22 protein-coding genes are annotated in these 24,113 nt (G+C 63.1%); 9 read left to right on the forward strand and 13 right to left on the reverse strand.

The genetic code is table 11. From position 1 onward, the window contains the following. Window positions 1–12: 12 nt before the first annotated feature. The 3 genes from OOT43_RS17380 to OOT43_RS17390 all read right to left on the reverse strand — a co-directional run bounded on the left by OOT43_RS17380 (window position 13) and on the right by OOT43_RS17390 (window position 6,182). Window positions 13–3,105, reverse strand: coding sequence for a cytochrome C (locus OOT43_RS17380; protein ID WP_266021929.1), 3,093 nt, complete (start codon window positions 3,103–3,105; stop codon window positions 13–15). A 495-nt stretch (window positions 3,106–3,600) separates the two neighbouring features. After that, complete coding sequence (locus OOT43_RS17385) at window positions 3,601–5,151, reverse strand: DHA2 family efflux MFS transporter permease subunit (RefSeq protein WP_266021930.1); 1,551 nt, start codon at window positions 5,149–5,151, stop codon at window positions 3,601–3,603. A gap of 5 nt (window positions 5,152–5,156) precedes the next feature. Then, on the reverse strand, window positions 5,157–6,182 hold the full coding sequence (locus OOT43_RS17390; protein WP_266021931.1) for an HlyD family secretion protein: 1,026 nt from the start codon (window positions 6,180–6,182) through the stop codon (window positions 5,157–5,159). Window positions 6,183–6,294: 112 nt separating this feature from the next. Here OOT43_RS17390 and OOT43_RS17395 point away from each other — a divergent pair, with 112 nt between their 5' ends. Both OOT43_RS17395 and OOT43_RS17400 read left to right on the forward strand, forming a co-directional pair. Beyond that, complete coding sequence (locus OOT43_RS17395) at window positions 6,295–6,930, forward strand: TetR/AcrR family transcriptional regulator (RefSeq protein WP_266021932.1); 636 nt, start codon at window positions 6,295–6,297, stop codon at window positions 6,928–6,930. A gap of 20 nt (window positions 6,931–6,950) precedes the next feature. Beyond that, window positions 6,951–7,373, forward strand: a complete 423-nt coding sequence (locus OOT43_RS17400; RefSeq protein WP_266021933.1) for a hypothetical protein — start codon at window positions 6,951–6,953, stop codon at window positions 7,371–7,373. A 14-nt stretch (window positions 7,374–7,387) separates the two neighbouring features. Here OOT43_RS17400 and lspA read toward each other — a convergent pair whose 3' ends face one another. Genes lspA through murJ form a run of 4 tightly spaced genes read right to left on the reverse strand, consistent with a single transcriptional unit; the run spans window position 7,388 to window position 13,188 of the window. Next, window positions 7,388–7,852 carry a signal peptidase II gene (gene lspA / locus OOT43_RS17405; RefSeq protein ID WP_266021934.1) on the reverse strand — a complete coding sequence of 155 codons (465 nt, stop codon included), beginning with the start codon at window positions 7,850–7,852 and terminating at the stop codon, window positions 7,388–7,390. Between the two features lie 8 nt (window positions 7,853–7,860). Next, a complete protein-coding gene (gene ileS / locus OOT43_RS17410; RefSeq protein ID WP_266021936.1) occupies window positions 7,861–10,680 on the reverse strand; it encodes an isoleucine--tRNA ligase in 2,820 nt (939 codons plus the stop codon). A 28-nt stretch (window positions 10,681–10,708) separates the two neighbouring features. After that, window positions 10,709–11,638, reverse strand: coding sequence for a bifunctional riboflavin kinase/FAD synthetase (gene ribF / locus OOT43_RS17415; protein WP_266021938.1), 930 nt, complete (start codon window positions 11,636–11,638; stop codon window positions 10,709–10,711). An 8-nt stretch (window positions 11,639–11,646) separates the two neighbouring features. Next, the gene (murJ, locus tag OOT43_RS17420) at window positions 11,647–13,188 is read right to left on the reverse strand and encodes a murein biosynthesis integral membrane protein MurJ (RefSeq protein ID WP_266021939.1); all 1,542 of its coding nucleotides are present in this window, start codon (window positions 13,186–13,188) and stop codon (window positions 11,647–11,649) included. A 158-nt stretch (window positions 13,189–13,346) separates the two neighbouring features. Between murJ and rpsT the strand changes: the two genes are divergently transcribed. Further along, window positions 13,347–13,625 (forward strand): 30S ribosomal protein S20, encoded by a 279-nt coding sequence (gene rpsT / locus OOT43_RS17425; protein ID WP_010961480.1) that lies wholly within the window; start codon window positions 13,347–13,349, stop codon window positions 13,623–13,625. 41 nt (window positions 13,626–13,666) lie between these two features. Here the strand turns inward: rpsT and proB are convergent, their stop codons facing one another. The 4 genes from proB to rplU are packed head-to-tail and all read right to left on the reverse strand — an operon-like array spanning window position 13,667 to window position 16,463. After that, the gene (proB, locus tag OOT43_RS17430; RefSeq protein ID WP_266021940.1) at window positions 13,667–14,791 is read right to left on the reverse strand and encodes a glutamate 5-kinase; all 1,125 of its coding nucleotides are present in this window, start codon (window positions 14,789–14,791) and stop codon (window positions 13,667–13,669) included. After that, window positions 14,775–15,809 (reverse strand): Obg family GTPase CgtA, encoded by a 1,035-nt coding sequence (cgtA, locus tag OOT43_RS17435; RefSeq protein WP_266021941.1) that lies wholly within the window; start codon window positions 15,807–15,809, stop codon window positions 14,775–14,777. The genes proB and cgtA overlap by 17 nt, the downstream gene beginning before the upstream one ends. 60 nt (window positions 15,810–15,869) lie before the next feature. Next, window positions 15,870–16,127 carry a 50S ribosomal protein L27 gene (gene rpmA, locus OOT43_RS17440; RefSeq protein WP_218807383.1) on the reverse strand — a complete coding sequence of 86 codons (258 nt, stop codon included), beginning with the start codon at window positions 16,125–16,127 and terminating at the stop codon, window positions 15,870–15,872. A 24-nt stretch (window positions 16,128–16,151) separates the two neighbouring features. Further along, entirely contained in the window at window positions 16,152–16,463 is a 312-nt protein-coding gene (gene rplU / locus OOT43_RS17445) for a 50S ribosomal protein L21 (RefSeq protein WP_266021943.1), read from the reverse strand. A 221-nt stretch (window positions 16,464–16,684) separates the two neighbouring features. On the opposite strand from rplU, the gene OOT43_RS17450 reads away from it, so the two are divergent. Both OOT43_RS17450 and OOT43_RS17455 read left to right on the forward strand, forming a co-directional pair. Then, window positions 16,685–16,807 (forward strand): hypothetical protein, encoded by a 123-nt coding sequence (locus tag OOT43_RS17450; protein WP_266021944.1) that lies wholly within the window; start codon window positions 16,685–16,687, stop codon window positions 16,805–16,807. A gap of 668 nt (window positions 16,808–17,475) precedes the next feature. After that, window positions 17,476–18,405, forward strand: coding sequence for a TIGR01777 family oxidoreductase (locus OOT43_RS17455; RefSeq protein WP_266024949.1), 930 nt, complete (start codon window positions 17,476–17,478; stop codon window positions 18,403–18,405). On the opposite strand, the gene OOT43_RS17460 is transcribed toward OOT43_RS17455, so the two are convergent. Both OOT43_RS17460 and OOT43_RS17465 read right to left on the reverse strand, forming a co-directional pair. Further along, window positions 18,367–18,687 (reverse strand): chaperone modulator CbpM, encoded by a 321-nt coding sequence (locus OOT43_RS17460; RefSeq protein WP_266021945.1) that lies wholly within the window; start codon window positions 18,685–18,687, stop codon window positions 18,367–18,369. The genes OOT43_RS17455 and OOT43_RS17460 overlap by 39 nt on opposite strands. A gap of 1 nt (window position 18,688) precedes the next feature. After that, window positions 18,689–19,639, reverse strand: coding sequence for a DnaJ C-terminal domain-containing protein (locus tag OOT43_RS17465; protein WP_266021946.1), 951 nt, complete (start codon window positions 19,637–19,639; stop codon window positions 18,689–18,691). Between the two features lie 328 nt (window positions 19,640–19,967). On the opposite strand from OOT43_RS17465, the gene OOT43_RS17470 reads away from it, so the two are divergent. The 4 genes from OOT43_RS17470 (at window position 19,968) to OOT43_RS17485 (ending at window position 24,109) form a co-directional block, all read left to right on the forward strand. Beyond that, complete coding sequence (locus OOT43_RS17470) at window positions 19,968–20,774, forward strand: UDP-2,3-diacylglucosamine diphosphatase (protein WP_266021947.1); 807 nt, start codon at window positions 19,968–19,970, stop codon at window positions 20,772–20,774. Further along, window positions 20,731–21,732 carry a glycosyltransferase family 4 protein gene (locus OOT43_RS17475; protein ID WP_266021948.1) on the forward strand — a complete coding sequence of 334 codons (1,002 nt, stop codon included), beginning with the start codon at window positions 20,731–20,733 and terminating at the stop codon, window positions 21,730–21,732. Before OOT43_RS17470 ends, OOT43_RS17475 begins: the two co-directional genes overlap by 44 nt. Before the next feature lie 123 nt (window positions 21,733–21,855). Next, the gene (locus OOT43_RS17480) at window positions 21,856–22,143 is read left to right on the forward strand and encodes a hypothetical protein (protein WP_266021949.1); all 288 of its coding nucleotides are present in this window, start codon (window positions 21,856–21,858) and stop codon (window positions 22,141–22,143) included. Between the two features lie 442 nt (window positions 22,144–22,585). Further along, the gene (locus OOT43_RS17485; RefSeq protein ID WP_266021950.1) at window positions 22,586–24,109 is read left to right on the forward strand and encodes a sulfatase family protein; all 1,524 of its coding nucleotides are present in this window, start codon (window positions 22,586–22,588) and stop codon (window positions 24,107–24,109) included. Window positions 24,110–24,113: the final 4 nt, after the last annotated feature.

Genomic DNA, 24,113 nt, shown 5'->3' on the forward strand with positions numbered 1-24,113 from the left:
CCGGAGTGGAACTCAGTGTCCCGGCGATCCCTTGAAGCCGGTCTCCAGGCTGTGACAGGTGTCGCAGCCGATCGGCGTGCCGGCGGCCACTTTCACGACCTTGGTCTTGAACCCGGCCTTCTTCAGCTTCTTGGCGTCGAAGCCGCGGAAGTCGAACACCCGGTCCACCGGCGTCTTGGACAGACGCGTGCCCTTGTGGTCGCTGCCGTGGCAGGCCGCGCACTGGTCTTCGCCGTTCGCTCCGGGCAGCTTGGCGTAGTTGTTGTGCCAGCCGCCGTAGTTGCTGCCGTCGCTGTTGGCGACGTCGCCATTGGCCTGCTTCCACCAATACGGATCGTCGATCGGGTGGGTGTTGTGCGGCCCGCCCAGGATGCCGGTTTTGGCGTCGCCGCTGTACTGGCCGCCGTCCAGATCCTCCAGCTTGGCGAAGGAATCCGCCGTGTGGCAGACGTTGCACTCCAGGATGGTGCCGGTGTGGCCCTGGAGCTGCAGCGCAGTGACGTTGTCGTTGGCGCTGGGATCGGCATTCGGCCAGACGCCGTGGGCGGGGCCGTGGCAGGCGCCGCAGGCGACGTCGCCGTGCTTGTCCTTGCTGTCGCGGTAGACCCGTTGGTTGATGTTGAACGAGAGGTCGACGCTGTGCCCGCCATCCGGCGACGACGGATCGTTCACCCACTGGCTTACCGGCATTTTGCCGTAGTCCTTGGGCTGGACCGCGAAACGCTCGGTCTTGGGCGGGCGGGTGGTGGCTGAACGGTCGCCGTCGTCGAAGGCGCGCTTCATGACGCCGGCGCTGAAGAAGCCGCTGCCGCCGTCGTTGCCGTTGCCGGTATGGCAGGAGCCGCAGTCGGGCTCGTCGTAATATGCCACGCGGTACTTGTTGCCGTCGGCGCCGACTTGGGATTTCTCATACGCCATGCCCTGCGCCAGCATGTCGCCGTGGCAGTCGTAGCAGGTGACCCCGGCCGTGTACATCCGGTCGCGGTATTGCTGCTCGCGCTGGCCGGCATGGCACTGGAGGCAGTTTTCCTCCATCGGCTGAGAGTCGCCGCCGGCGGTTTTCACCGGGAACAGCGTGTTGGGATTGGCGCCCTGGGTTGGGTCCCAAAGCTTCGGGATGCCGCCGGCTTCGCGCAGGATTTTGTCCGGGTTGGACGGGTCGCGCTGCAGGCGGCCGTGGAACTTGTGCATGGTCATAGTGTAGTTGGGATAATAACCGTAGTTGCCATATTGGGTACCGGATTCATCCATAGTGAAATAATCACTCCACATCACGACGCCGACGGGCCAATGACGGGTGGGTGAGTCGTGGCAGCCCGAGCAGAAAATTGAGCCGTCGTTGTTGATCTGGCCTTGATCGTTAGTCCCAGAGCCATATAGCCGTTGCTGAAGGGTATTCAGACCGTCATAGAAGTCATGCAGGCTATAGACGTTTTTCATGGCCGCGTCTTCTTGATCGCGCAGTGAGTTTCCCGCCGGATCGAAGAATTCGGGCTGGGCGAAATTACACAGCACGCCCCCATGTCCGCCGTGGTCATGGCCACCGCCGTTACCGCTACAGGTGCCGGCGTCCACCGCCTTGCCATACGCAGAATAATGGAAAGCATCCTTAGTCCAGCCGGCGTTGGGATTGGCGGCGATCTTGCCCTTGGCATGGCATTCCCGGCAATGGTGGTCGCGGCTGGTGGTCATTACGCCGTCGGTCGAGGCCACGGCGTTGCCGCTCTTGTCCACCGCCTGCACGCGCATGAGCGGATAAGGATTGACCCGGCCGGTATCGTCCACGTCGGTCACCGGAACATAGCCGGCTCCGAGTGCGCGAGTGCTGGGGTCGTAGAACGCGAAGGCTTGGGGATCGTTGGCCTGGTAAGGCTTGGCCGAACCGGGCATCTGGGCGCCTTTGGCCGGGAAATTGGTGGTGGCGTTGTCGTCCAGAAACGGCTTGAACGGATCAATCACATACCCTTCGTCGCGTGCAGGGGTCTGTTCCGGGCTGCCCGTGGGCCAGTTCTCCTGCCAGGCGATATAACGCGAGACATAATCCGAGGCCAGATTGGTCGCGCCGCGCCGGTCGACCCGGTCCCAGATGTCGGTCTTCTGCAGTGCGCCGTCCAGGATGTATTCCACATTGGCACCGTCCGCTGAATTCCAGTTGCGGCTGGTGGAATTGATCGAGCCTGCGCCGGCCGGATCGGAAGGGTTGGAAGCGGCGGAATAGCGCAGTTCGATCTGGGCCGGGTCCAGCGCCACCGGCAGGCGGTCCTTGCGGTAGGCCAGGGCATTGAGCATATTCAGCGGCGGATTGAACGCCAGCTCCTGGTTGGGCTGGAAGTCGTGGTCGGCTATGCCCTGATAGGTCCAGTTTTCGAACGGCATTACCACGACATCGCCCTTGGTGCCGTCCAGTTCACCGCCGAACTTGGGGGCCGACTGTTCGGAGACTTTGCCCGGCAAGCCCTCGGGCGGGCTGCCCACGACGACTTCGACTGCATCCTCGCAGCGCCGGCCCTTGGCATCGGTGGCGCTGAAGCGCACCCGGTAATGGCTGTTGTCGCGGATGAAGGTGGGCATGGCCATGAGTTCGGTCGGATGGCCCATCGCCCCGCCGGCGAAATCCCACGCATATTTGAGCGGCTGTGCCGTCGGATCGCTGCTGTTGGCCGTGGCCTCAAAATGGGATTGCACGCCGATCTGGAGCGACGCGCCATCGGCTGGGCTGGTGATGCTGCAGGTGGGAACGCCGGTGCAGGATTTAGGGGCTCCCTTCACCAGTTTGACCGCTTCCGTGCCGCCCGCCTCGATCCGCACGGCGCAAGGCACGTTGCCGAGGTCCTGACGGCCCAGGGCGAGAGCGAAGCTGGCGCCCTGGCCGCTGCCCAGCCGCCGGCCGTTGATGTCGTAGACGTCGACCGGGCCGCTGTTGCCCTTGGCGCTGCCCTTGATCGTCAGCGTGGCGGCCTTGTCCGACCACGCGGCTTTGATCTTGAGCTTGGTCGCGGCCACGGCGGCCTCGGGGGCCAGCGTGGCGGCCAGCATCAGCAGCAGGCCCGCGACAAGCGGGCCGCTGCGATGCAATGATGGTGGTGCATGGCTTGTGGTAGTCACGGTTCCTCCGTCGTATTTCTTGATTGTTGTTCCGCGGACGGCGAGCGGGGGCTCGTCGATGCGCTTGTGCAGCAATCAAGCCAGGAGGAAACTCTATGAGAATCAATGCCAATCTCACATCAGCGAAAAGCCATGTTGTGTGATATCACTCTTCTCTGAGTGAAACCGCGCATCACGGCGTCTAGTAGATAGGTCCATCAATATAGTTATAAAAAAGGCCGAGCGACATTCCGGCTGGGAAGCCGGGATCCAGTGCCAAGGAGGGTGACGTCGATTCACATCCCTGTGCCTGGATTCCGCCACCAATCCGCCGGGAGCGGATTTGCACACGTGCGCAGCGTGCCGGGCAGGATAGCCCGGCATGAATCCATGGCGGAATGACGAGGCTGTATTCAATATCGGGGTTCGCCAACTTGTATACGTTGTTATGGAACGATCTACCGGATGCCGGTCTTTGGATGCGGACGAAGGCTTGGAACTGGCGGCGGCGCCAGCTCAGTGCGCGCAGGTGTCGCCGGCATCGCGGCTGACTTTTCTGACCAGCGGCATCAGGAGCAGCGAGGTGAAGAACAACAACCCGAGCACGTGGAATACGTCGTTGACCGTCATGATCTGGGCTTCCCGCAGGGCCAGGCCATAGAGCTGCTTGAGCGCGGCGTCGGAGGGATCGGGGAGGTGGAGCAGGGCGGCGTGGCTTTCCAGCCGGGCGAGGAGCGCGTCGGCTTGCGGGGAGCCCGAAGTGACCGATTCGCGCAGGGCGGCGTAATGTTCCTTGTTCCAACGGATCATCAGGGTGTTGGTGACGGCGATACCGATGGCGCCGCCCAGATTCCGAGTGAGGTTGTAAAGTCCGCTGGCGTTCTTGACCTGGTTCTCGGGCAGAGTGCCCAGAGCCAGTGAGTTGATCGGCAGGAAAGCGAACATCAGGGCGAAACCTCGCAGGGCCTGGGGCCCGAAGAATTCCCAGTAGCCGGAGTCGTAGCTCAGGCTTCCGTTCAGCCATGAGCCCAGTCCGAAGAGGAAGAGGCCCAGCGCCAGCATCAGGCGCGAGTCCATCCGCTTGGCCAGGGGGCCCGCCACGAATGCCGAAATGAATTGGAAGAGGCCGGTGATCATGAGGTATTCGCCGATTTGCAGGCTGTTGAGCCGCTTGACCGATGAAAGATAGACCGGCGTCAGCGCGATCATGGTGTAGAGGCCGATGCCGATGATGAAACTGAACAGGCAGCCGACCGCGAAATTGGCGTCGCGGAACGCCCAGAGATCGACGATGGGCGCATCGATGCGGAGTTCGCGATAGAACATTGCGCTGCCGGTGATCAGCGTCATGACGCTGAAAAACACGATTTCGCGGCTCTCGAACCAGTTGTTGCGTATGCCTTCCTCGAGCACGAATTGCAGACTGCCGAGAAAAAGTGCGATGTAAAGGATGCCGGCGAAATCGACGCGCCTGAGCAGCGCCCATTCAGGCTGGTCCACCTCCACCGTGAGCCAGGTCGAAAGGCAGACCAGTAGACCCGGCAGCAGATTGACCAGGAACAGGGCCTTCCATGACAGGATCTCGGTCAAATAGCCGCCGAGTACGGGGCCGGCCGTGGGCGCCACCGTCACCACCATGCCGACCACGATCACCATCGCGGCTTGCTGGCGGGGTGGGAACAGGGTATAGATCACGGCGAACAAGGTCGGGATCATGGCGCCGCCGAAGAAGCCCTGCAGGGCGCGGAACGCGATCATGGAGGGTAGATTCCAGGCCAGCGCGCAGCACAGGCTGGTCAGAGTGAAGCCGCCGCAGGACAGCGTGAACAGGATGCGGGTGGAAAGTGCCCGATTGAGCCAGCCGGACAGCGGAATGACGATGGCTTCGGCGATGAGATAGGCGGTTTGCACCCAGGTGATTTCGTCGTGGGTGGCAGCCAGCCCGGCCTGGATTTGTTCCAGCGAGCTGGCGACGATTTGGATGTCGAGGACCGCCATGAAGACCCCGAACACCATTCCGAAAAAGCCTATCCAGGCGCGGGCGGGGACGCTTTCGTCCGCTGTCATGGCGGTCAACGGACTTTGATTCGCACCTGAACCGACAGGCCGGGTTTGAGCAGGCTGAGATCGGCCCCGGCGGCGAACGAAAGCTTGGCCGATACGCGCCGGACGATCTTGGTGAAGTTTCCGGTGGCGTTTTCCGGCGGGAGAATGCTGAATTCCGATCCGCTGGCCGGTGCCAGGCTGTCGACCACCGCCTCGAACGGCGCCGCGGGGTAGGCGTCCACGACGATGTTTGCCGCCTGCCCGACCCGCATGTGTTCGATCTGGGTCTCCTTGAAATTGGCTTCTACGAACACTCCGTCCGCCGGGATGAGGTAGGCAAGTACGCTACCGGGCTGGAGCAGTTGCCCGATCTGGACGCTGCGATTTCCTACCGTGCCGTCGATGGGAGCGAGGATGCGGGTGTTTTCCAGGTCGATCTGGGCCAGTTCCAGACGGGCCTCGGCCTGTTGGAGCTGGGCCCGTTTTTCAGCGATCGTCGCGTCCAGGGCGATCAGGCGGATTTCGGCCTGATCCCGCGCCGAGTGGTTCTTGTCCAGCAGCGCCTTGGCCTGCTTGCAGTAGGTTTCCGCGGTGTCCAGCGACTGGGCCGAGGCCGCGCCGGCTTCGGCCAGGCGGTCGAGCCGTCTCAGGTCGCGTAGCGACCGTTCATGGTCGGCTGAAGCGGACGCGATATTGGCGTCCTCTTCGCGGACCCTGGCAGCCTGGGTCCGCTTCTCGGACTCCAGGGCCGTGATGCGCGCTGCCGTCGCAGCCACCTCGGCGCTGGCTTCGGCGACGCGCGCCTTGAATTCATGATCGTCTATCACCGCCAGGACGTCCCCTTTCTTCACCCGCTGATTGTCCTGGAGCAACACCTCTTTCACGTAGCCCGTTTCCTTGGAACTGAGCAGGATGAGGTGTGCCTTGAGGTAAGCGTTGTCGGTGGTTTCGTAGGGGCGTACGGCCTCGAGCCAGTACGCTGCGCCGCCCGTACTCAGGGATGCCAGGCCGACGAGGAGGAGCAGATGTCGCGGGGAGGTGGGCAGTCGCATCTTGTGCGTCTACTATTAAGCAGGCGGAATAAGAAAAATGAACTGATACGTTCAGTTTAGAATAATCACGAACCGACCCGGCCGCAAGCCGGCGCGATCTTTATGAGAGCCGATGAACACCGTCCGATTTTCCAAACGCGAAAGCATCCTGCTGGCTGCCAAGCGGATTTTTCTCCTGCACGGCTACGCCGGCGCCAGCATGGAGGCCATCGCCGAAGCAGCGCCGGTGTCCAAGGCCACCCTGTACAGCCATTTCGAGGGTAAGCAGGATCTGTTCGCCGCGGTGATTTCGCTGCAGTGCGAGGCCCTGCTGAACACCTTGGCCAAGGCGCAGACCGAGGTGCGTGATCCTGTCGCCGCGCTTACCGCCATTGCACGCGCCTTCGTGGATCTGGTTTATTCGGAAGACGCCTTGACGCTTTACCGGGTGATCATCGGCGAGCAGCAACTCTTCCCGGAATTGGGCGCCCGCGTGTACCGGACCGGGCCCGAGCCGGTGCTCCGGAAGCTGTCGGCCTATCTCGAGGATCTGTCGGCCCAGAAAGTCCTGGCGATTCCGGACGTCGGCGTCTCGGCCCGGCTGTTTCTGGGAATGCTGAAAGGCGACGAGCACTTCCGCTGCCTGCTCGGCCAGAAGGAAGGCCTCAGCGAAGACGAAAAAACTTCACTGGTCGGCGCGGCCGTCGATCTGTTTCTGCGGGGACACGGCTATGCGGATTCGCCTGTGCGCGATCGGGCCGGCTCTTAGCCCGGAGGGGAGGTAAACGGATGGCCTGGAAACAAAGTCTGGACCTGCATTTCCGCAAGCTGGCGCTGGAGGCCCAGGGTGCCCGGGCCGCCGAAGCGGAATATGGCAGGGAGTGCGACGCCTATTTTCGCGATGTCGTGGGGCCCGCCCTGGAAACCTTCGCCGGCGCCTTGAGCGAATACGGGCGCATGGGCGCGGTCGATCTGCGGCAGCGGTCCGCCGAACTGGCGGTCATCCACGACGGCGCGCCGGAATTCGCGTGGGCGATCGAGTCCCGTGTCGGCGCCGCCGGCTGGATGGTCTATCCGGTGGAGGTCTCCTGTACCAGGGGAAAGGCGAGCCGGAAACCGGGCCGGTTCCGGAATCGGTATCCGAATGCCTCGTTCCTCCTGAACGAGATCACGTCGTCCTATCTCTCCTGCCTCAGCCGCCGGTCGGGTTAGCGTCCGCTTGAGATTCAGGCGTTCACGCGGACCCGGAACGAATCGATCAGCAGCATGCCGATGCCGACGGTGATGGCCGAGTCGGCGACGTTGAACGCCGGCCAGTGCCAGTCGCCGTAGAACACGTCGAGAAAGTCGATGACGTAGCCATAGACGACCCGGTCCAGCAGGTTGCCGACCGCGCCGCCCAGCACCAGGGCCCAGGCGGCGGCTTCCCAGGTTTTCCGCCGGTCCATGGATTTGAGCCAGTACGTGATCAGCACCGTAGCGCCAACCGACAGTGCGATGAAGAACCAGCGCTGCCAGCCGCCGGCCTGGCTCAGGAAGCTGAACGCCGCGCCCTGGTTGCGCAGGTAGGTGAGCTGGAACACCGGCAGCAGCGGAATCGTCTCGTACAGCCGCATCGAGGCGTCGACGATCTGCTTGCTGAGCTGGTCGAGGGCGAAGACCAGCACCGATAGCCAAAGCCATTTCAACATGGACGACCTCAGCCGAACGAGCGGGATTCGCCGGTGCCGGCGACGTTTTCCACGCAGCGGCCGCACAGTTCCGGGTGGTCCGGGTCCGAGCCGACGTCGTGGCGGTGATGCCAGCAGCGCACGCACTTGGGTTTGTCGGAGGCGGTGAGCTTCAATTCCAGGCCGGGCACTTCGGTCGGCAGGGTGCCGGCACCGGCTTCCGCCGCCGGTTTAACCGTGGCATAGGAGGTCAGCAGCACGAAGCGCAGGTCCTCGCCCACGCTGTTCAGGCGCTCGAACAAGGCGGCGTCGCAGAACAGCTCGACCTCGGCATCGAGCGAGGAGCCGATTTCGCCGCGGACCCGCAGGATTTCCAGCTCCTTGCTGACGGCCTCGCGGATCTTCAAGAGCTGCTCCCAGAACGGCCGATCGAAGCGGCTGTCCGTATCCAGCGCGAACAGGCCGTCGTACCAGGCCGACAGAAACACCGACTCCTCGCGTTGGCCGGGCAGGTACTGCCAGATTTCCTCGGCGGTGAAGCTCAGGATGGGGCTGAGCCAGCGCACCATGGCTTCGGCGATGTGGTACATCGCGGTCTGGCCGGAGCGGCGCGGCAGGCTGTCGGTCTTGCAGGTGTATTGCCGATCCTTGAGTACGTCCAGGTAGAAGCTGCCCAGGTCCACCGAGCAGAAATGGTGGGCCTTCTGGAAGATGGTGTTGAACTGGTAGGTCTCGTAGGCTTCGATTACGTCCCGCTGGATCGCCAGGGCGCGGTCCACCGCCCAGCGGTCCAGCGCCAGCATGTCTTTCGGCTCGACGAGGTGCCGGGCGGGGTCGAAGCCGTCGAGATTGGCCAGCAGGTAGCGGGCGGTGTTGCGCAGGCGCCGGTAGACGTCCGAGATGCGCTTGAGGATCTCGTCGGATACCGTCATCTCGCTGCGGTAGTCGGTCGCCGCCACCCACAGCCGCAGCACGTCGGCGCCCAGGGTCTGCATGACCTTCTGCGGTGCCACCACGTTGCCGCGCGACTTTGACATCTTCTTGCCTTCGGCATCCACCGTGAAGCCGTGGGTCAGCACCGCCTTGTAGGGCGCCTCGCCGCTCATCGCGACCGAGGTCATGAGCGAGGACTGGAACCAGCCGCGATGCTGGTCCGAGCCTTCCAGGTAAAGATCGGCGGGGACAGCCAGGCCGGCGTCTTGTTCTAGCACCGCGTGATGGGTAACGCCGGAATCGAACCAGACGTCCAGGGTGTCGCCGATCTTGCCGTACCGGTCCGCTTCCGCGCCCAGCAGTTCGGCCGGGTCCAGATCGAACCAGGCGTCGATGCCACGGGTCTCGATCTTCTTTGCGACTTCTTCGATCAGCCGGTCGGTGTCGGGATGCAGCGCGCCGGTTTCCTTGTGGACGAACAGCGGGATCGGCACGCCCCAGTTGCGCTGGCGCGAGATGCACCAGTCCGGGCGGTTGCCGACCATGGCCTCGATGCGGGCCTGCCCCCAGTCCGGCACCCATTGCACCTGGCCGATGGCCTCCAGGGCCTGGCGGCGCAGCTCGCCCTTGTCCATGGCAATGAACCACTGCGGCGTGGCGCGGAAGATGACCGGCGTCTTGTGGCGCCAGCAATGCGGATAGCTGTGCTCGATGCGCGCCTCGTGCAGCAGGGCGCCCCGCTCCTTGAGCACCTCGATCACGTGGCCGTTGGCGCTCAGCACGTGTTCGCCGGCGAACAGCTCGGTGTTCGGGAGGAAGCGGCCGTCGTCGCCGACCGGATTGTCCACGGCCAGACCGTAGCGCTGGCCGACGGCGTAGTCCTCCTGGCCATGGCCGGGGGCGGTGTGCACCGCGCCGGTGCCGGCGTCCAGGGTCACGTGGTCGCCCAGGATCACCGGGACGATGCGGTCGTAGAACGGATGCCGGAGTTGCACGCCTTCCAGCTCCGCGCCCTTGCAGTAGCCGATGACGCGGTAATCCTCCACACCGCAGCGCAGCATCACGTCCTTCATCAGCGCATCCGCCAGCACCAGCCGCTCCTTCGTGTCCGTGCGCTGGGCCACCACGTAGTCCAGCTCGGGGTTGAGCGCCACTGCTTGGTTGGCGGGCAGGGTCCAGGGTGTCGTGGTCCAGATCACGACCGACAGGGGGCCTTCGCCGAGTGCGCCGTCGGCGGTATGGAACCGCGCCATCAGGCCGAATTCGTCGACCACGGCGAAACGCACGTCGATCGCCGGCGAATGCTTGTTCTCGTATTCCACCTCGGCTTCGGCCAGGGCCGAGCCGCAGTCGATGCACCAGTGCACCGGCTTGGCACCCTTGACCAGATGGCCGCGCGAGGAGATCCGGCCGAGCGCCCGGACGATGTTCGCCTCGAAGCGGAAATCCATGGTCAGGTACGGATTTTCCCAGTCGCCCAGCACGCCGAGCCGGACGAATTCGCGGCGCTGGATGTCGACCTGGGCGGCGGCGTATTCCCGGCAGGCTTTGCGGAACTCGGCGGGGCTGACCTTGTGGCCGGCCTTGCCGATCTTCTTCTCGACCATCAGCTCGATGGGCAGGCCGTGGCAGTCCCAGCCCGGCACGTACGGGGCGTCGAAGCCGCTCAGGGTTCTGCTCTTGACGATGAAATCCTTGAGGATCTTGTTGACCGCGTGGCCGATGTGGATTTCGCCGTTGGCGTAGGGCGGGCCGTCGTGCAGGACGAACTTGTCCCGGCCGGCGCGCTGGGACCGCACCTTCTTATAAAGGTCCAGCGTGCGCCAGCGTTCAAGCTGCTCGGGTTCCCGCTGCGCCAGATTGGCTTTCATGGGGAACGGCGTCTGGGGAAGGTTGAGAGTGGTCTTGTAATCCATGGTCGAAAGTCGGCAGTCGTGTATCGGGTCAGCCTGCCGCGAAATAGCCGCGCGCGGCGGCGGCATCGCGGGCAATCTGTTCCTTCAGGTCTTCGAGGCCGGCAAACCGCATCTCGTCGCGAAGCTTGTGGTGCAGATGAACTTCCACCCGGCGCCCATACAGATCGCCGGCAAAATCGAACAAGTGGGTTTCCAGCATGGCCTTGCGGTTGCCGGTCACGGTCGGCCTGATGCCGATGTTGGCCACGCCGGGCCAAGCTTCGGCAGAAATGCCCGACATTGTAACGGCAAATACGCCTTGCACCGGAATGTTTTCGCGGCGCAGTTCGATGTTGGCGGTGGGAAAGCCCAGCCGGCGGCCGAGCTGGTCGCCGTGGACCACGCGTCCGCGCAAGGCATAGGGCCTGCCCAGCAGTCTGGCCGCGCCGGCCATGTCGCCCCGCCAGAGCGCCTCCCGTACCCGGGTGCTGCTGACGCGGCAGCCGTCGACCGTCACCGATTCGGTATCGCTTACCGTGAAGCCTTGGAGCCGGCCCAGGCGGCATAGCAGTTCGTGGTCGCCGCTGCGGCCGCGGCCGAAACGAAAGTCGTCGCCGACGATGAGGTGGCGGACATGCAGCCGCTCGGCCAGTATCCGGCGGACGAAGTCCTCCGGTGCCAGATTGGCGAGTTTCTCATCGAAGCGCAGCAGCAGCACCCAGTCGACCGGCAGATCGGCGAGCCTGGAGAGCTTTTCCGACAGGCGCATCAGGCGGGGAGGGGACTGGCCCGGATCGAAGAATTCGCGCGGCTGCGGTTCGAACAGGACGATCGCGACCGGCAGGCCGAGACGGCGCCCTTCTTCCGCCAGCCGCCGGACCAGCGTCTGGTGCCCCAGGTGGACGCCGTCGAAGTTGCCGATGCTGGCGACGCAGGCGGAAGGGCCTGTCGTGCCGGAGATGCCGTGAATGATGCGCATGACCGGCCTCATGCCCGTTCGGGCAGGAGCATGTGGCGGGGCCGCAGGCCCGTCAGCAGCAGGCACAGCAGATAGATGGCGATGCCGGCGCCGAGCCACAGGGCGAGATGGACGATTCGATCCGGTGTGGACCAGTCGGCCCAAGGGGAATCCAGGGCTTGGACCAGCAGCGCGCTCATCGCTGTGTTCGCCACTACCAGGCGGGCCGCGTAGCTGCGCCACGAAGCGCTTGGCCGGTAGGCCCGTTCGGCCAGCAGCTTGCCGAGCAGCAGCAATGCGTTGAGAGAGGCCGCCGCCGCGGTCGCCAAGGCCAGGCCGGCATGTCCCCAGCCGTGGGGCGCCAGGAGAAAGGCCAGGGCGGGAGCCAGCGCGCAATTGGCGCCGATGGCGTGGAGGCTGTACCGCAGTGGGGTGCGGACATCCTGGCGGGCGCTGAATCCGGAGGCCAGCGCCTTGACGGCGATCGCGCCCGGCAGGCCCGCTGCATAGGTGACGAGGCTGCGGCTCGCCATCTCCACATCGTAAGATGAAAATTCGTTGTGCTCGAACAGGGTGGATACCAGAGGTTTGGCAAGAATCATCAATCCCAGCGTCGCGGGCAGGCCGAGTAAAGCGACCCAGCGCAAGGCCCAGTCCAGCGCACGGGAAAAACCGTCGCGGTCACGGCCGAGATGGTTGGCGGACAGATGGGGCAGGATGGCCGTTCCGATCGCCACGCCCAGAAGCCCCTGCGGCAGCTCCACCAGCCGGTCCGAGTAATATAACCAGGATACGCTGCCGGAGACCAGGAACGAGGCCACCAGCGTGTCGAGCAGCAGGTTGATCTGGGTCGCGGAGACGCCGAGGATAGCCGGCCCCATCAGCTTGAACATGCGCAGGACCTCCCGGTCTCGCCAAGCCGGGCGCGGCAGGGCGATCTGGCGAATGCCCCAGAGCGAGGGAAGCTGAAATACCAGTTGCAGGATGCCGGCTGCGAAAACGCCCCAGGCCAGGGCTTCGACCGGCCGCTCCATCAGCGGCGCCAGCCATAGGGCGGCGGCGATCATCGCCAGGTTGAGCAGGGCAGGGGTCAGGGCTGGTACCGCGAATTGCCCCCAGGTATGCAGGACTCCGCCGGCGAAGGCCGTCAGCGTGACGAAGAAAAGGTAAGGGAAGGTGATGCGCAGCATCTCCACCGCCATTCCGTACTGGATGGGGTGGTCATGAAAGCCCGGCGCGAACAGGAGGGTCAGGATCGGCGCAGCCGCCATGCCCAGCGCGGTGAGCAGAGCGGCGGCGAGCGCCAGCGTTCCGGCCATCCGGCCGAGGGCGCGCCGGGTCGCCGCATCGTCCGTGCTGGCGCGCAGTTCCGACAGGATCGGCACCAGCCCCTGCGAGAAAGCACCTTCGGCGAAAAGCCGGCGCAGGAAATTGGGGATTCTGAAGGCGACGAAGAATGCGTCCGTTGCCGCATCGGCGCCGAAGGTCCGCGCGATGAGCAGGTCGCGGACGAAGCCCAGCAGACGTGAAATCAGTGTCATGGAACCCACCACGGCGGTGGATTTCAGCAAGCGTCGGCTCAGAGTTCGGCTCCGTCGGGAAAAAGGCCCAGTATAATCAATCGGTGGCCGTGATGCCCCGCCGCGTGTGATTTCCAGGTTGACAGTGGTGGTAAAGACAAGGACAATCCTCGCCTTTTCTTACAGTCGCAATCCAGAAGAGGTCGACCTTGGCTAATATCGCTTCCGCGAAAAAGCGCGCTCGGCAGGCGGAAAATAACCGTGCACACAATGCCGCCCTGCGTAGCCGTCTCCGCACGTACATCAAGAAAGTCATCCTGGCGGTAGATTCCGGCGATCTGACGAAGGCGCAGGAAGCGTTCCGGCAGGCCGTGCCCATCATCGACTCTTCGGTGAACAAGGGGCTGATTCATCGCAACAAGGCTGCGCGCAGCAAGAGCCGCCTGAACGCCCGCGTCAAGGCGCTGGCACTGCAGGCTGCTTCCTGAATCCGAGCAGTGGCGGGCGGGGTTCGTGTCCGGCTCGCCGCTTAACTCAGCACCAGATTGTCGCGGTGGATGAGTTCGGCCTCGTCCACGTATCCCAGAATCTCCTCGATGCGCGAGCTCGGTTGGCGCATGATGAGGCGGGATTCGTCTGAACTGTAATTGGCCAATCCGCGCGCGATTTCCCGTCCCGCCTGATTCAGGCAGGCTACCAGGTCGCCGCGCCGGAACTCGCCGTCCACGGCGGTCACGCCGATCGGTAGCAGACTCTTGCCGGCGTCCTGTAGCACTCGTTCGGCGCCTTCGTCGACGACGAAACTCCCTTTCAATTTGAGCTGCCCGGCCATCCAGCGCTTGCGGGCGATCAGGGGGGAGACGTCCGGGATCAGCAGCGTTCCCAGCTTCTCCCCGTCGAGGATGCGAGGCAGCGCTCCGCTTTCCCTGCCGCTGGCGATCACCGTGGCCGCTCCCGAACGGGCGGCCAGGCGGGCGGCGCGCAGCTTGGTGATCATGCCTCCCCGGCCCAGTCCGCTCAGGCTGTCCCCGACCATGTCATTGAGGCGGGGATCGTTGATGCCGGCTTGTGAGACCAGCGGGGCGGTGGGGTCGAGGGAGGGGTTGCGCTCGAACAGTCCGGTCTGGTCGGTCAGAATGACGAGCAGGTCGGCCTCAACCGCGTTTGCCACCAATGCGCCCAGCGTATCGTTGTCGCCGAAGCGGATTTCCTCGGTCGTGACGGTGTCGTTTTCGTTGATGACCGGGATGACCCCGAGCTCGAGCAGCGTGAGTATGGTGCTGCGCGAATTGAGATAGCGCTCCCGGTTCGACAGGTCGTCATGGGTCAGGAGGATCTGCGCGGTCTGGAGGCCGTGCCGCTTGAACAGGCTCTCGTAGGTCTGGACCAGGCCCATCTGGCCGACGGAGGCCGCGGCCTGGAGCTCGTTCAGTCGATGCGGCCGGGTTTTCCAGCCCAGCCGCGACATGCCTTCGGCGACCGAGCCTGAGGACACCAGCACCACCTGTATCCCCCGCTGGCGCAGCTCGGCGATCTGCTGCACCCACTGGCCGATGGCGGGCTGGTCTAAGCCTTTGCCGCCGGCGGTCAGGAGGGCGCTGCCGATCTTGACGATGACGCGCCGGCTACCGGGGAGCTCACTCCTGCTCTGCATCCGGACTCCGTTCCCGTTCGAGGAATTGCATGATGTCGTGGGTCAGGCGGTCGAGGCCCTCGCCCTTTATGGCGGAAATCCGGTAAACAGGATCTGTCCAGTGCAGGCCGTCGATGATTTCCCGGCAGCGGCTTTCCAAGGTTTCCGGCGCCAGGCGGTCGATCTTGTTCAGCACCAGCCAGCGCGGTTTCTCCTCCAGTCCGTGTCCCCATTTGCACAGCTCGGCGATGACCTTGCGCGCGGCGGTGACGGGATCGAGGCCTGTTTCGTAGGGCTCGACGTCGACCAGGTGCAGCAGCAGATGGGTGCGGGTCAGGTGCTTGAGGAACTGTAGGCCGAGTCCGGCGCCTTCCGCGGCGCCTTCGATGAGACCGGGAATGTCGGCCATGACGAAGCTGCGTTGATCGCCGACGCGTACCACGCCCAGGTTGGGGTATAGCGTCGTGAATGGATAGTCGGCGACCTTGGGGCGGGCGGCGGACACGGCGCGGATCAGACTCGACTTGCCGGCATTGGGCATGCCGAGCAGGCCGACGTCGGCGATGAGTTTGAGCTCGAGATGCAGGGTGCGGTGTTCGCCCGGCGTCCCTGGCGTGGCTCGCCGCGGCGCCCGGTTGGTGCTGCTTTTGAAGCGGGTGTTGCCGATGCCGTGAAAGCCGCCCTGGGCAACCAGCAGGCGTTGATCGGGCCGGGTCAGGTCGCCGAGGTGCTCGCCGGTGTCCGCGTCCGAAACGATGGTGCCGACGGGGACCTGAATGACGCAGTCCTCACCGCCTCTTCCCGTGCAGTTGTTGCCGGATCCATTCTCGCCGCGCTGGGCGCGGAAGCGGGAGTGGAAGCGGAAGTCGGCGAGCGTGTTGAGGTTGTTCGAAGCGACCAGGTAAACGCTGCCGCCGTCGCCGCCGTCGCCGCCGTCGGGGCCGCCGAACGGAATGTATTTCTCGCGCCGGAAACTGATGCAACCGTTTCCGCCGTCGCCGGCGTCCACGCGAATTTCGGCTTCGTCAACGAATTTCATGGATATCAACTAAAAGGCCCAGACAAGCTGGGCCTAAGCGGTGTGGTGCGCCGGTGTTGCTCAGGCGGGAACCACCGAGACGTACTTGCGGCCTGCCGGGCCCTTCACCTTGAATTCCACACGGCCTTCGGTCAGCGCGAACAGCGTGTAGTCGCGGCCGCAGCCGACGTTGTCGCCGGGGTGGAAATGGGTGCCGCGCTGGCGGACGATGATATTGCCGGCCTGGACGATCTGGCCGCCGAAGCGCTTCACGCCCAGTCGCTTGGATTCGGAGTCGCGGCCGTTGCGGGAGCTGCCGCCTGCTTTCTTATGTGCCATGGGTGTCTCTCCGTATGGGGGTGATTACGCTGAGATCTCGTTGATCTGGACTTCGGTGTAGTTCTGGCGATGGCCGGCCTGCTTCATGTGATGCTTGCGGCGGCGGAACTTGACGATCCGGATTTTCGGGTGGCGTCCATTGGCGACGACCGTGCCGGTCACCTTGCCGCCCGAGACGAACGGCTGTCCGACCTTGATCCCGTCATCGGACTGGATCAGCAGGACTTTTTCGAAAGCGATTTCTTGACCGGCTTCGGCGTCGAGAGACTCGACCTTCACCTTGTCGCCGGGTTGGACGCGGTATTGCTTGCCGCCAGTCTGGATAACAGCGTACATGTTCAGGTGCTCCTGAGAGGGATTCGCGTAAACGCGCAATTCTATAGGGAAGGCGCCTCATTAGTCAATTGGAGCAGCGGCGCCGTAGAGTCCCGTCAGTGGTCTTCGAAGCGCGCTGCCGGGGCTTGCGTTTTTCGAAAATGTGCTTTATAAAATCAACCGTGCTAACGGCACCGACAATAAAAGCACAACTCTAACCTATTGTTAATTGAGGAGGATCTATGAAGAAAGTACTGTGCGCCCTGAGCGTTGTCATGATGTCCCTGGTCGTGGTCGGCTGCGGCAACTCGCCGGACGGTGACAAGCAGAAGGTCTCCAGCAGCATCGTTTCCCCGTCTCTGTAAAGTCGTCAGCCCGGCCCGGTTCCAATACCCATAAAATTACGGGTCGGATTCATACAGAGCTGTCTGTCTTTCAAAACCCGGGTGTCGACACCCGGGTTTTTTGTGTCCATAAGCCAGTCCACTTCCCCGGTCGAGTCGTTTTTCTTGACAGGAGATGAAGGCAAGGTAACATTACGAGCCGGTAGCGTTCAGACCCAATCTGATATCTATTTCTTTCAAATCATTACACTACAAGGTAGGTACATACATGGGAGCTATACTTGATCTGGTTGAAAAGATGAGATCGCCGACGGGGATCGTTGTCACCATCGTCATCGTTGCGGTTGCGTTCTTTTTCGTTCGTTGGGTCTTCAAGGACGAAGATAGCAACCAATAAGAGGTCTCCCCGTGGTGTGGCAAGCTTGGGGTGCAGGTTGTTGTAGTCCCCTTTCTTGCCACGCACATATCATGCGTTCTCTTCATTCTCGCGTCGTGCGCCGGTTCGGTCGCAGCGCGCGGCCCCTTAAGGGGCGCAGCTAGAGTCCCCCAAATAGGCCGGCGAGACTCGCATGAGCTCGGGCCTTGCGTTTTCGGCAAATTCTGTCCGGACAGGATAGGGGCGCCGGCTAAGCTATCGATTGTCCCGGCACGAGTCCGGCCCGCGTGGGTGCGGGGCACGGAGGGCGATGATGCGAATTCTTGTTACCGGCGGTACCGGATTTCTTGGCAGCCAATTGTGCCAGGATCTTGGCGGCAGTGGTGCGAGGCTGGTTGTCCTGAGCAGACGGCCGGACCGTGTTCGAGACCGCTGTGGTCTGGGCGTCACCGCAATCACCTCGTTTTCCGAACTACCGCCTTCACTGGCATTCGACGCGGTTATCAACCTCGCGGGCGAGCCGATCGTCGGGTCACGCTGGACGGAGGCGCGCAAGAAGCTTCTCTGGGACAGCCGGGTCGAGCTGACCCGATCCCTGGTCGACTACGTCGATCGCGCCGAGGTCAAACCGAAAGTGCTGATCAGCGGCTCGGCGGTCGGTTTCTATGGCGATCAGGGGGATCGCATTCTGGATGAATCCTCGGCCCACGCCAACGGTTTCGGGCACCGGCTCTGCGAGGCCTGGGAGTCGGCTGCCCTGCGCGCGGCCGATTTCGGCGTTCGCGTTTGTGTCGTGCGGACCGGCTTGGTCATGGGGGCGTCCGGCGGTTTTCTTGCACCCTTGCTTCCTGCGTTCCGCCTTGGGCTCGGGGCCCGCATCGGAGGCGGCGAGCAATGGATGTCCTGGATCCATTCGCGCGATTATGTTGCCGTTATTCGGCGGCTGATGGATGCGTCAGACATGTCGGGCGTTTTCAATGCCACGGCGCCGAATCCGGTGACCAACCGGCAATTTACCGAAATCCTCTCGCGCCTGCTCCGCCGTCCCGCTTTCCTGGCCGTTCCTGCCGGTCTCCTTCGATTGCTGATGGGAAGGGAAATGAGCGGCTTGCTGCTGGGTGGCCAGCGGGTTTTGCCTGCCCGTCTGCTGGAGTCCGGTTTTCGGTTCAGATACCCTGAGCTGGAAATGGCGTTGCGGGGTACGCTAGCCCAAATGCCGGGTATCCTGGGCGTGTCGCCTTAGCTGTTCCAGTTCCTCGAGCAGTTCCAGCGCCAGAGCCGCGCCGGCCGTGTTGACCCGGAGATCGCGCTGGAGACGCAACGCAAGCTGCACACGCCTGAGCGCCCTCGCGCTGAAGCGCCAGTCTTCCGAGGAGGACCCCTCCGGTTCGGCGATGCCTTCTTCGATCATCTCGATGATGTCGCTTGGGTCGATTCGGCAGTAGTCACAGACTTCCAGCAGCGAAAACTCCAAGTGTTCGTCCAGAACCAGTTCCTGCGTGACGACAACGGCATTGTCGGGCATGTCAGATCCCCATGGATGCTCGCGGGTTGAAGGGTATGGCCTGCGCCAGCTGTTCATACAACGCTCTGGCTCGCTCGTCTTGGGCGGGCGGGGCGAGCACTCGCAGCTTCGCGTACAAGTCGCCGGGTGGGTCGCCGGCAAGCCCTTTGCCCTTGAGCCTCAGTTTCTGCCCCGTCTGCGATCCGGGCGGAATCCGCAGCTCCAGCCGTGCATCATCCGGGGTCTTGACCGTCACGACCGCGCCGAGAGCCGCTTCCCAAGGGGCGACGGGCAGATCGAGATAGATGTCGCGGCCCTCGGCGTGGAACCAGGGATGGGGCTTGAAGCGAATCTCCAGAAAAATGTCGCCGGCGGGCCCTCCATGCGGACCGGGCGATCCCTGCCTGGGCAGGCGAATGTGCTGCCCCTCCCGAATTCCGCGGGGAATCTTGATGTTCAGGGTGCGGTCTTTGCGTAAGATCCGTCCCTGGGCATCGATTTCCGGAGCGGAAAGCGTGACCGCCTGCATGCCGCCGCGGTAGGCCAGTTCCAGATCGATCTGCAGCCGCAGGTGCCGGTCCTGCCCAGGCATGGGCCGGTTCCGCGCCGAACGGTGTTGGCCGCCGCGTTCCCGCATCGCATCGCCGAACAGCGTTTCGAAAAAATCGCTGAAGACGCCATGCGCCGCTTCGTCCGGGATGTCGCCGTGGAACTCGAAGTGCCAGTCCGGCGGCGGCTGGAATGGTTCGCCGGCGCTGCGGCCCGACGCCAGCCGGTCGTAGGCGGCGCGCCGCTCCTCGTCCTGCAGGACTTCGTAGGCCTCGTTGATTTCCTTGAAGCGTTCCTCGGCATCGGGTTCCTTGCTGACGTCGGGGTGGAATTTGCGGGCGAGTTTGCGGTAGTTGCGCTTGATTTCCTCCTGCGAAGCATCCCGGGAGATGCCCATGATCTGGTAGTAGTCCTTGAACTGCATGGTGTGCTGCGCCGGAAACCCGCGATCAGGCTGGGATCATAACAAGCCTGTCACGGGCGCTTCAAATGGATGGGCAAAAAAGAACCCGTCCGGGGACGGGTTTGCACAAGACTTGGTCTCAAGAGGTTGAGACAACTTAGCTCAGAAAAAAGGCTAGCGGCTAGACATGACAGAGTAATGACGATTTTATTTCTGCTCGGTGAATGGCCATTCTCCATGGGTATCCAAAATTCTGAATCCTGAAACTGTCATCAAATCATGACGGCTTTGTAATACGCAGTGGTTAACTTGTGACCGTTTATCGATCCGGCTGAATGAGGTGGCCTTAATGAGTCTGGATTATAGAACGGTATGGATTTCCGATGTGCACCTGGGTACCCGCGGTTGCAAGGCCGAGTATCTGGTGGATTTTCTCAAGAATGTCCGGTGCGATACGCTCTATTTGGTCGGCGACATCCTCGACCTGTGGAAACTGAAGTCGGGATGGCACTGGCCGCCGATGCACTCCGAAATTCTGCGTACGGTCATGGATCGGGCCAAGCGCGGCGTCAGGGTCGTATACGTGCCCGGTAACCACGATGAAATGCTGCGCGATTACACGGGCAGCCTGTTCGGGGGCGTAGAGGTCGTCGATCGCGCCGTCCATGAAACGAAAGACGGACGCCGCCTGCTGGTGTTGCACGGTGACGAGTTCGATGGTGTAGTCTGCAGCACCAAATGGCTGGCCGTGCTCGGCAGCGAGGCCTACGAAGTGCTGCTGGCATGCAACCGCTGGTTCAATTGGGGACGCCGCCGGCTCGGTTTTCCGTATTGGTCGCTTTCCGCTTTCATCAAGCACAAGGTCAAGAATGCCGTCAACGTCATCTACCGCTTCGAGGAAGTGCTGATGCATGAAGCGGCGAGCCGGGGGCTGGATGGCGTGGTGTGCGGGCATATTCACCATGCGGCACTGCGCGAGATCGACGGCCTCATCTATGCCAATTGCGGCGACTGGGTGGAAAGCTGCACGGCGCTGGTGGAAACGGGAGCCGGCGAGCTGAAGGTTGTGCGCTGGGTCGAGGAAAGCGCCTTCCTGCTCGAGGATATCAAGAGTGAAACTGGCACTGATAAGCGACGCCTGGCGACCGCAGGTTAACGGCGTCGTCACGACGCTGAGCCGGATCTGCGAGGGGGCCCGGCAGCGGGGTTGCCAGGTCGAGACGTTTACCCCGGATCGCTATCGGAACTGGCCGTGCCCAGGGTACCCGGAAATTCGGCTCGCGCTGGGTTGCGGCTCCATGCTGCCGGCGCAGCTCGATGCATTCGCACCGGATGCCATCCACATCGCGACCGAAGGTCCGCTGGGAATGGCGGCGCGCCGCTACTGTCTGCGGCGGCGGCTGCCGTTCACGACTTCGTTTCACACGCGTTTCGCCGAATACGTAAATCTGCGGACCAAGCTTCCCTTGGGTTTGGGGTATGCGGCGTTGCGTTGGTTCCACCGTCCCAGCGTGCGGGTGATGGCCCCGACGCCGACTCAGGTCAGCGATCTTAGCGGCAAGGGCTTCCGCAATCTGGTGCTGTGGTCTCGGGGCGTCGATACGACGCTTTTCGCGCCGCGCGGCAAGGGGCGGATCGACGACATCCGTCCCGTGTTCATGTATGTGGGACGCCTCGCTGTGGAGAAGGGCCTGGACGACTTCCTAAGGCTCGATCTTCCCGGCGTGAAGTATGTGGTGGGCGACGGACCGTCCAGGACCGAACTCCAGAAGCGCTATCCGGACGTGCGCTTCCTCGGTTATCGCTGCGGTCTGGATCTGGCCGAGACGATCTCGGCGGCGGACGTTTTCGTATTCCCCAGCCGGACCGATACCTTCGGGTTGGTCATGCTGGAAGCCCTGGCTGCAGGTGTCCCGGTCGCCGCCTATCCGGTGCCGGGGCCACAGGATGTCATCACCGATTCGTCCGTGGGGTGTCTCGACCACGATCTGCGTGCCGCCGCATTGCGGGCGCTGGAACTGCGGGGCGAAGACTGCCGGAAGTTCGCGCAGGCCTTCACCTGGGACCGCTGCACCGAACAGTTCCTGGGCTATCTGGCGCCGATTTCACGCTGATCCGCTTCGCCCCGCCATTCAAGGATGCGGAAGACCCGGCAAGGGGGGCGGCACGGGGAGTGAGAGGCGAGGCAGGGAAGGCGGCGCCGGCAGTGCAATTGTCGGGGCAGGAATCAGCGGGACATGGATTACCGGCGCTTCATCCCCGGCGTAATGATGATGGTGCCGGTGGAGACCATAGGCATGGCCGTGGCCATGGTGATGGCCGTGATGGTGCTCGTGGCCATGACCATGGTGGTGTCCCCCTGCCAAAGCGCCATGGTTTCCGATGAGGGAAGCCAGAAGAGCGGCCGTCGAGACAACTGCCTTTTTCATGGTGGTACATCCGAGAGTCAAAGGATTCTTTTCCCCACCCATATTTCGTGCCACGGTTACCGAGAACGGAAGCCTTCCCGGAGTTTTCCCTCCTGAAGCGTGTAAGTACGGGCAAGGCTTGGCGCGATGCCGCGGTTTCGCACTCCAGCGTTTCCGTAAGAGTGTCGCGTAGGCGCGACGTCGCGATTCCCCTGTGCCACGGATCGGGCGCTCGTGCCCTGTTCTAAGCTCCGATTGGCTTGCCCGCGCGGCGAGTCGTGACCATCGTATCGATCCGGCGACATTCATTGCCGCTCCGCCGCTGGGTATACTCTTGCGTCCGCGGCCAATCCGGGCTGCTCCCGCCCAGCTCCCTTACGCCATTCCGAGCCTTCCTTCCGGAAGCTAGGCTGTCTCTGAATCGGCGCCACCTGATATATAGAGGGGCGGTCTTGCACTTGCGCATTGCGCGGACGTATTCTTGCAAGAACTGTAACACCCGCGGTTTCGTCTCCGGCTGTGCTACAGGACTCCGTCTCGCAAATTCGGAACGACCTCCATGAGCCAATCTTTATTCATCCGCGTGGGCTTCATTTTCTTGTCCTGCCTCTTGGCAGGCGTTTCCGCGACCGAAGCCAAAGCGCGCCCCCAACCCAGGCTTCCGAGCATCGTCTTCATCCTGACCGACGATCTCGACATGCAGGCGTTCCACGAGCAGGGCGTCATCGACTCTCTCCTGGCTAAGCAGGGAACCGTATTTCTCAATCATTTCGTCAACATGTCCCTCTGCTGTCCTTCCCGGGTGACGACTTTGCGGGGGCAATACGCCCACAACACCAAGATCTACGGCAACAAACGTCCGTTGGGCGGGTTCGACAAAGTCTATGCCAGAGGCTTGGAAGGCGCGACCATCGCTACCTGGCTGCAGGCGGCCGGGTACCGTACGGCGTTGTTCGGAAAATACCTCAACGGTTATCCGGCGGTCGGCGCGCCCGGCTATGTTCCACCGGGCTGGTCGTATTGGCTCAGCCCCAACGGTGGCGATCCTTACCGGGAGTATGACTACTCGCTGAACGAGAATGGCAAGAGCCGAAAATACGGAAACACAACTCAGGATTATCTGGTTGACGTCCTTTCGGCCAAGGTGAACGCGTTCATCAAGGACACGGTCAAGTATTTTCCGCGCCAGCCATTCTTCATCTATCTCGCTCCCTATATTCCGCACGGGCCGGCTACCCCGCCGGTCCGGTACGAAGACTCCTTCCCCGACGCTCGGATACCCCGCACCGCGTCCTTCAACGAAAAGGACGTGAGCGACAAGCCAGACTGGGTCAAGAGCAGACCCAAGCTCACCGCGGAGCAGATCGCCGACATGGATGCGGCATACCGCAGGCGCTTGCGGTCCATGCAGGCGGTAGAGGACATGGTGAAGAGTCTGGTCGATACCCTGCAGGCGCAGGGGAGGCTGGAAAACACCTATATCTTCTTTACCTCCGACAACGGTTTTCACATGGGCCAGCACCGGTTGCCGATGGGCAAGAACACCGCATTCGAAGAGGACATCCATGTGCCGCTGGTCGTGCGGGGACCTGGGGTTCCGGCGGCGCGGACGGTCAAGGCGATGACCGGCAACGTGGATTTTGCGCCGACCTTCGCCGCGATTGCCCGCCAGCCCGCGCCGCCTTACGTCGACGGGCGCTCGCTGATGCCGTTCCTGAACGGTACGCCCCCCAAGCGCTGGCGCCGGGTCTTCCTGCTCCAGCGCAAGCAGGAGGATGTGACCGACGTGGTTACCCGGAAGGTGCTTGAGCCGCCGGACCCTCAAGAAATTCACGCACAGGCGACGCCCGGGGAAGTGGCACCCAACTTCGAGGGGCTGCGCACGGCGGAGGGCCTGACCTACGTGGAGTACGCAACCGGGGAGCGCGAACTCTACGACCTGAAGACCGATCCGGAACAGCTCACCAACGCTCAGGCCGGTGCGGATCCCGCTTTGACAGCCCGGCTGGCGGCCTGGCTGGAGTCTTTGCGCAAAGCAAAGACGAAGGCGCTGCGCAAGGCGGAAGCCGAGCCGCCGCAATAACGGG

Origin of the sequence: Methylococcus mesophilus, from assembly GCF_026247885.1 — a bacterium.
Lineage (GTDB): Bacteria > Pseudomonadota > Gammaproteobacteria > Methylococcales > Methylococcaceae > Methylococcus > Methylococcus mesophilus.

Coding starts and splice junctions, on each gene's coding strand:
- OOT43_RS17385 (WP_266021930.1), bottom strand. CDS start 5,151: ATGACAGCGGACGAAAGCGTCCCCGCCCGCGCCTGGATAGGCTTTTTC.
- OOT43_RS17390 (WP_266021931.1), bottom strand. CDS start 6,182: ATGCGACTGCCCACCTCCCCGCGACATCTGCTCCTCCTCGTCGGCCTG.
- OOT43_RS17395 (WP_266021932.1), top strand. CDS start 6,295: ATGAACACCGTCCGATTTTCCAAACGCGAAAGCATCCTGCTGGCTGCC.
- OOT43_RS17400 (WP_266021933.1), top strand. CDS start 6,951: ATGGCCTGGAAACAAAGTCTGGACCTGCATTTCCGCAAGCTGGCGCTG.
- lspA (WP_266021934.1), bottom strand. CDS start 7,852: ATGTTGAAATGGCTTTGGCTATCGGTGCTGGTCTTCGCCCTCGACCAG.
- ileS (WP_266021936.1), bottom strand. CDS start 10,680: ATGGATTACAAGACCACTCTCAACCTTCCCCAGACGCCGTTCCCCATG.
- ribF (WP_266021938.1), bottom strand. CDS start 11,638: ATGCGCATCATTCACGGCATCTCCGGCACGACAGGCCCTTCCGCCTGC.
- proB (WP_266021940.1), bottom strand. CDS start 14,791: ATGCAGAGCAGGAGTGAGCTCCCCGGTAGCCGGCGCGTCATCGTCAAG.
- cgtA (WP_266021941.1), bottom strand. CDS start 15,809: ATGAAATTCGTTGACGAAGCCGAAATTCGCGTGGACGCCGGCGACGGC.
- rpmA (WP_218807383.1), bottom strand. CDS start 16,127: ATGGCACATAAGAAAGCAGGCGGCAGCTCCCGCAACGGCCGCGACTCC.
- rplU (WP_266021943.1), bottom strand. CDS start 16,463: ATGTACGCTGTTATCCAGACTGGCGGCAAGCAATACCGCGTCCAACCC.
- OOT43_RS17450 (WP_266021944.1), top strand. CDS start 16,685: ATGAAGAAAGTACTGTGCGCCCTGAGCGTTGTCATGATGTCCCTGGTC.
- OOT43_RS17455 (WP_266024949.1), top strand. CDS start 17,476: ATGCGAATTCTTGTTACCGGCGGTACCGGATTTCTTGGCAGCCAATTG.
- OOT43_RS17460 (WP_266021945.1), bottom strand. CDS start 18,687: ATGCCCGACAATGCCGTTGTCGTCACGCAGGAACTGGTTCTGGACGAA.
- OOT43_RS17465 (WP_266021946.1), bottom strand. CDS start 19,639: ATGCAGTTCAAGGACTACTACCAGATCATGGGCATCTCCCGGGATGCT.
- OOT43_RS17470 (WP_266021947.1), top strand. CDS start 19,968: ATGAGTCTGGATTATAGAACGGTATGGATTTCCGATGTGCACCTGGGT.
- OOT43_RS17480 (WP_266021949.1), top strand. CDS start 21,856: ATGGATTACCGGCGCTTCATCCCCGGCGTAATGATGATGGTGCCGGTG.
- OOT43_RS17485 (WP_266021950.1), top strand. CDS start 22,586: ATGAGCCAATCTTTATTCATCCGCGTGGGCTTCATTTTCTTGTCCTGC.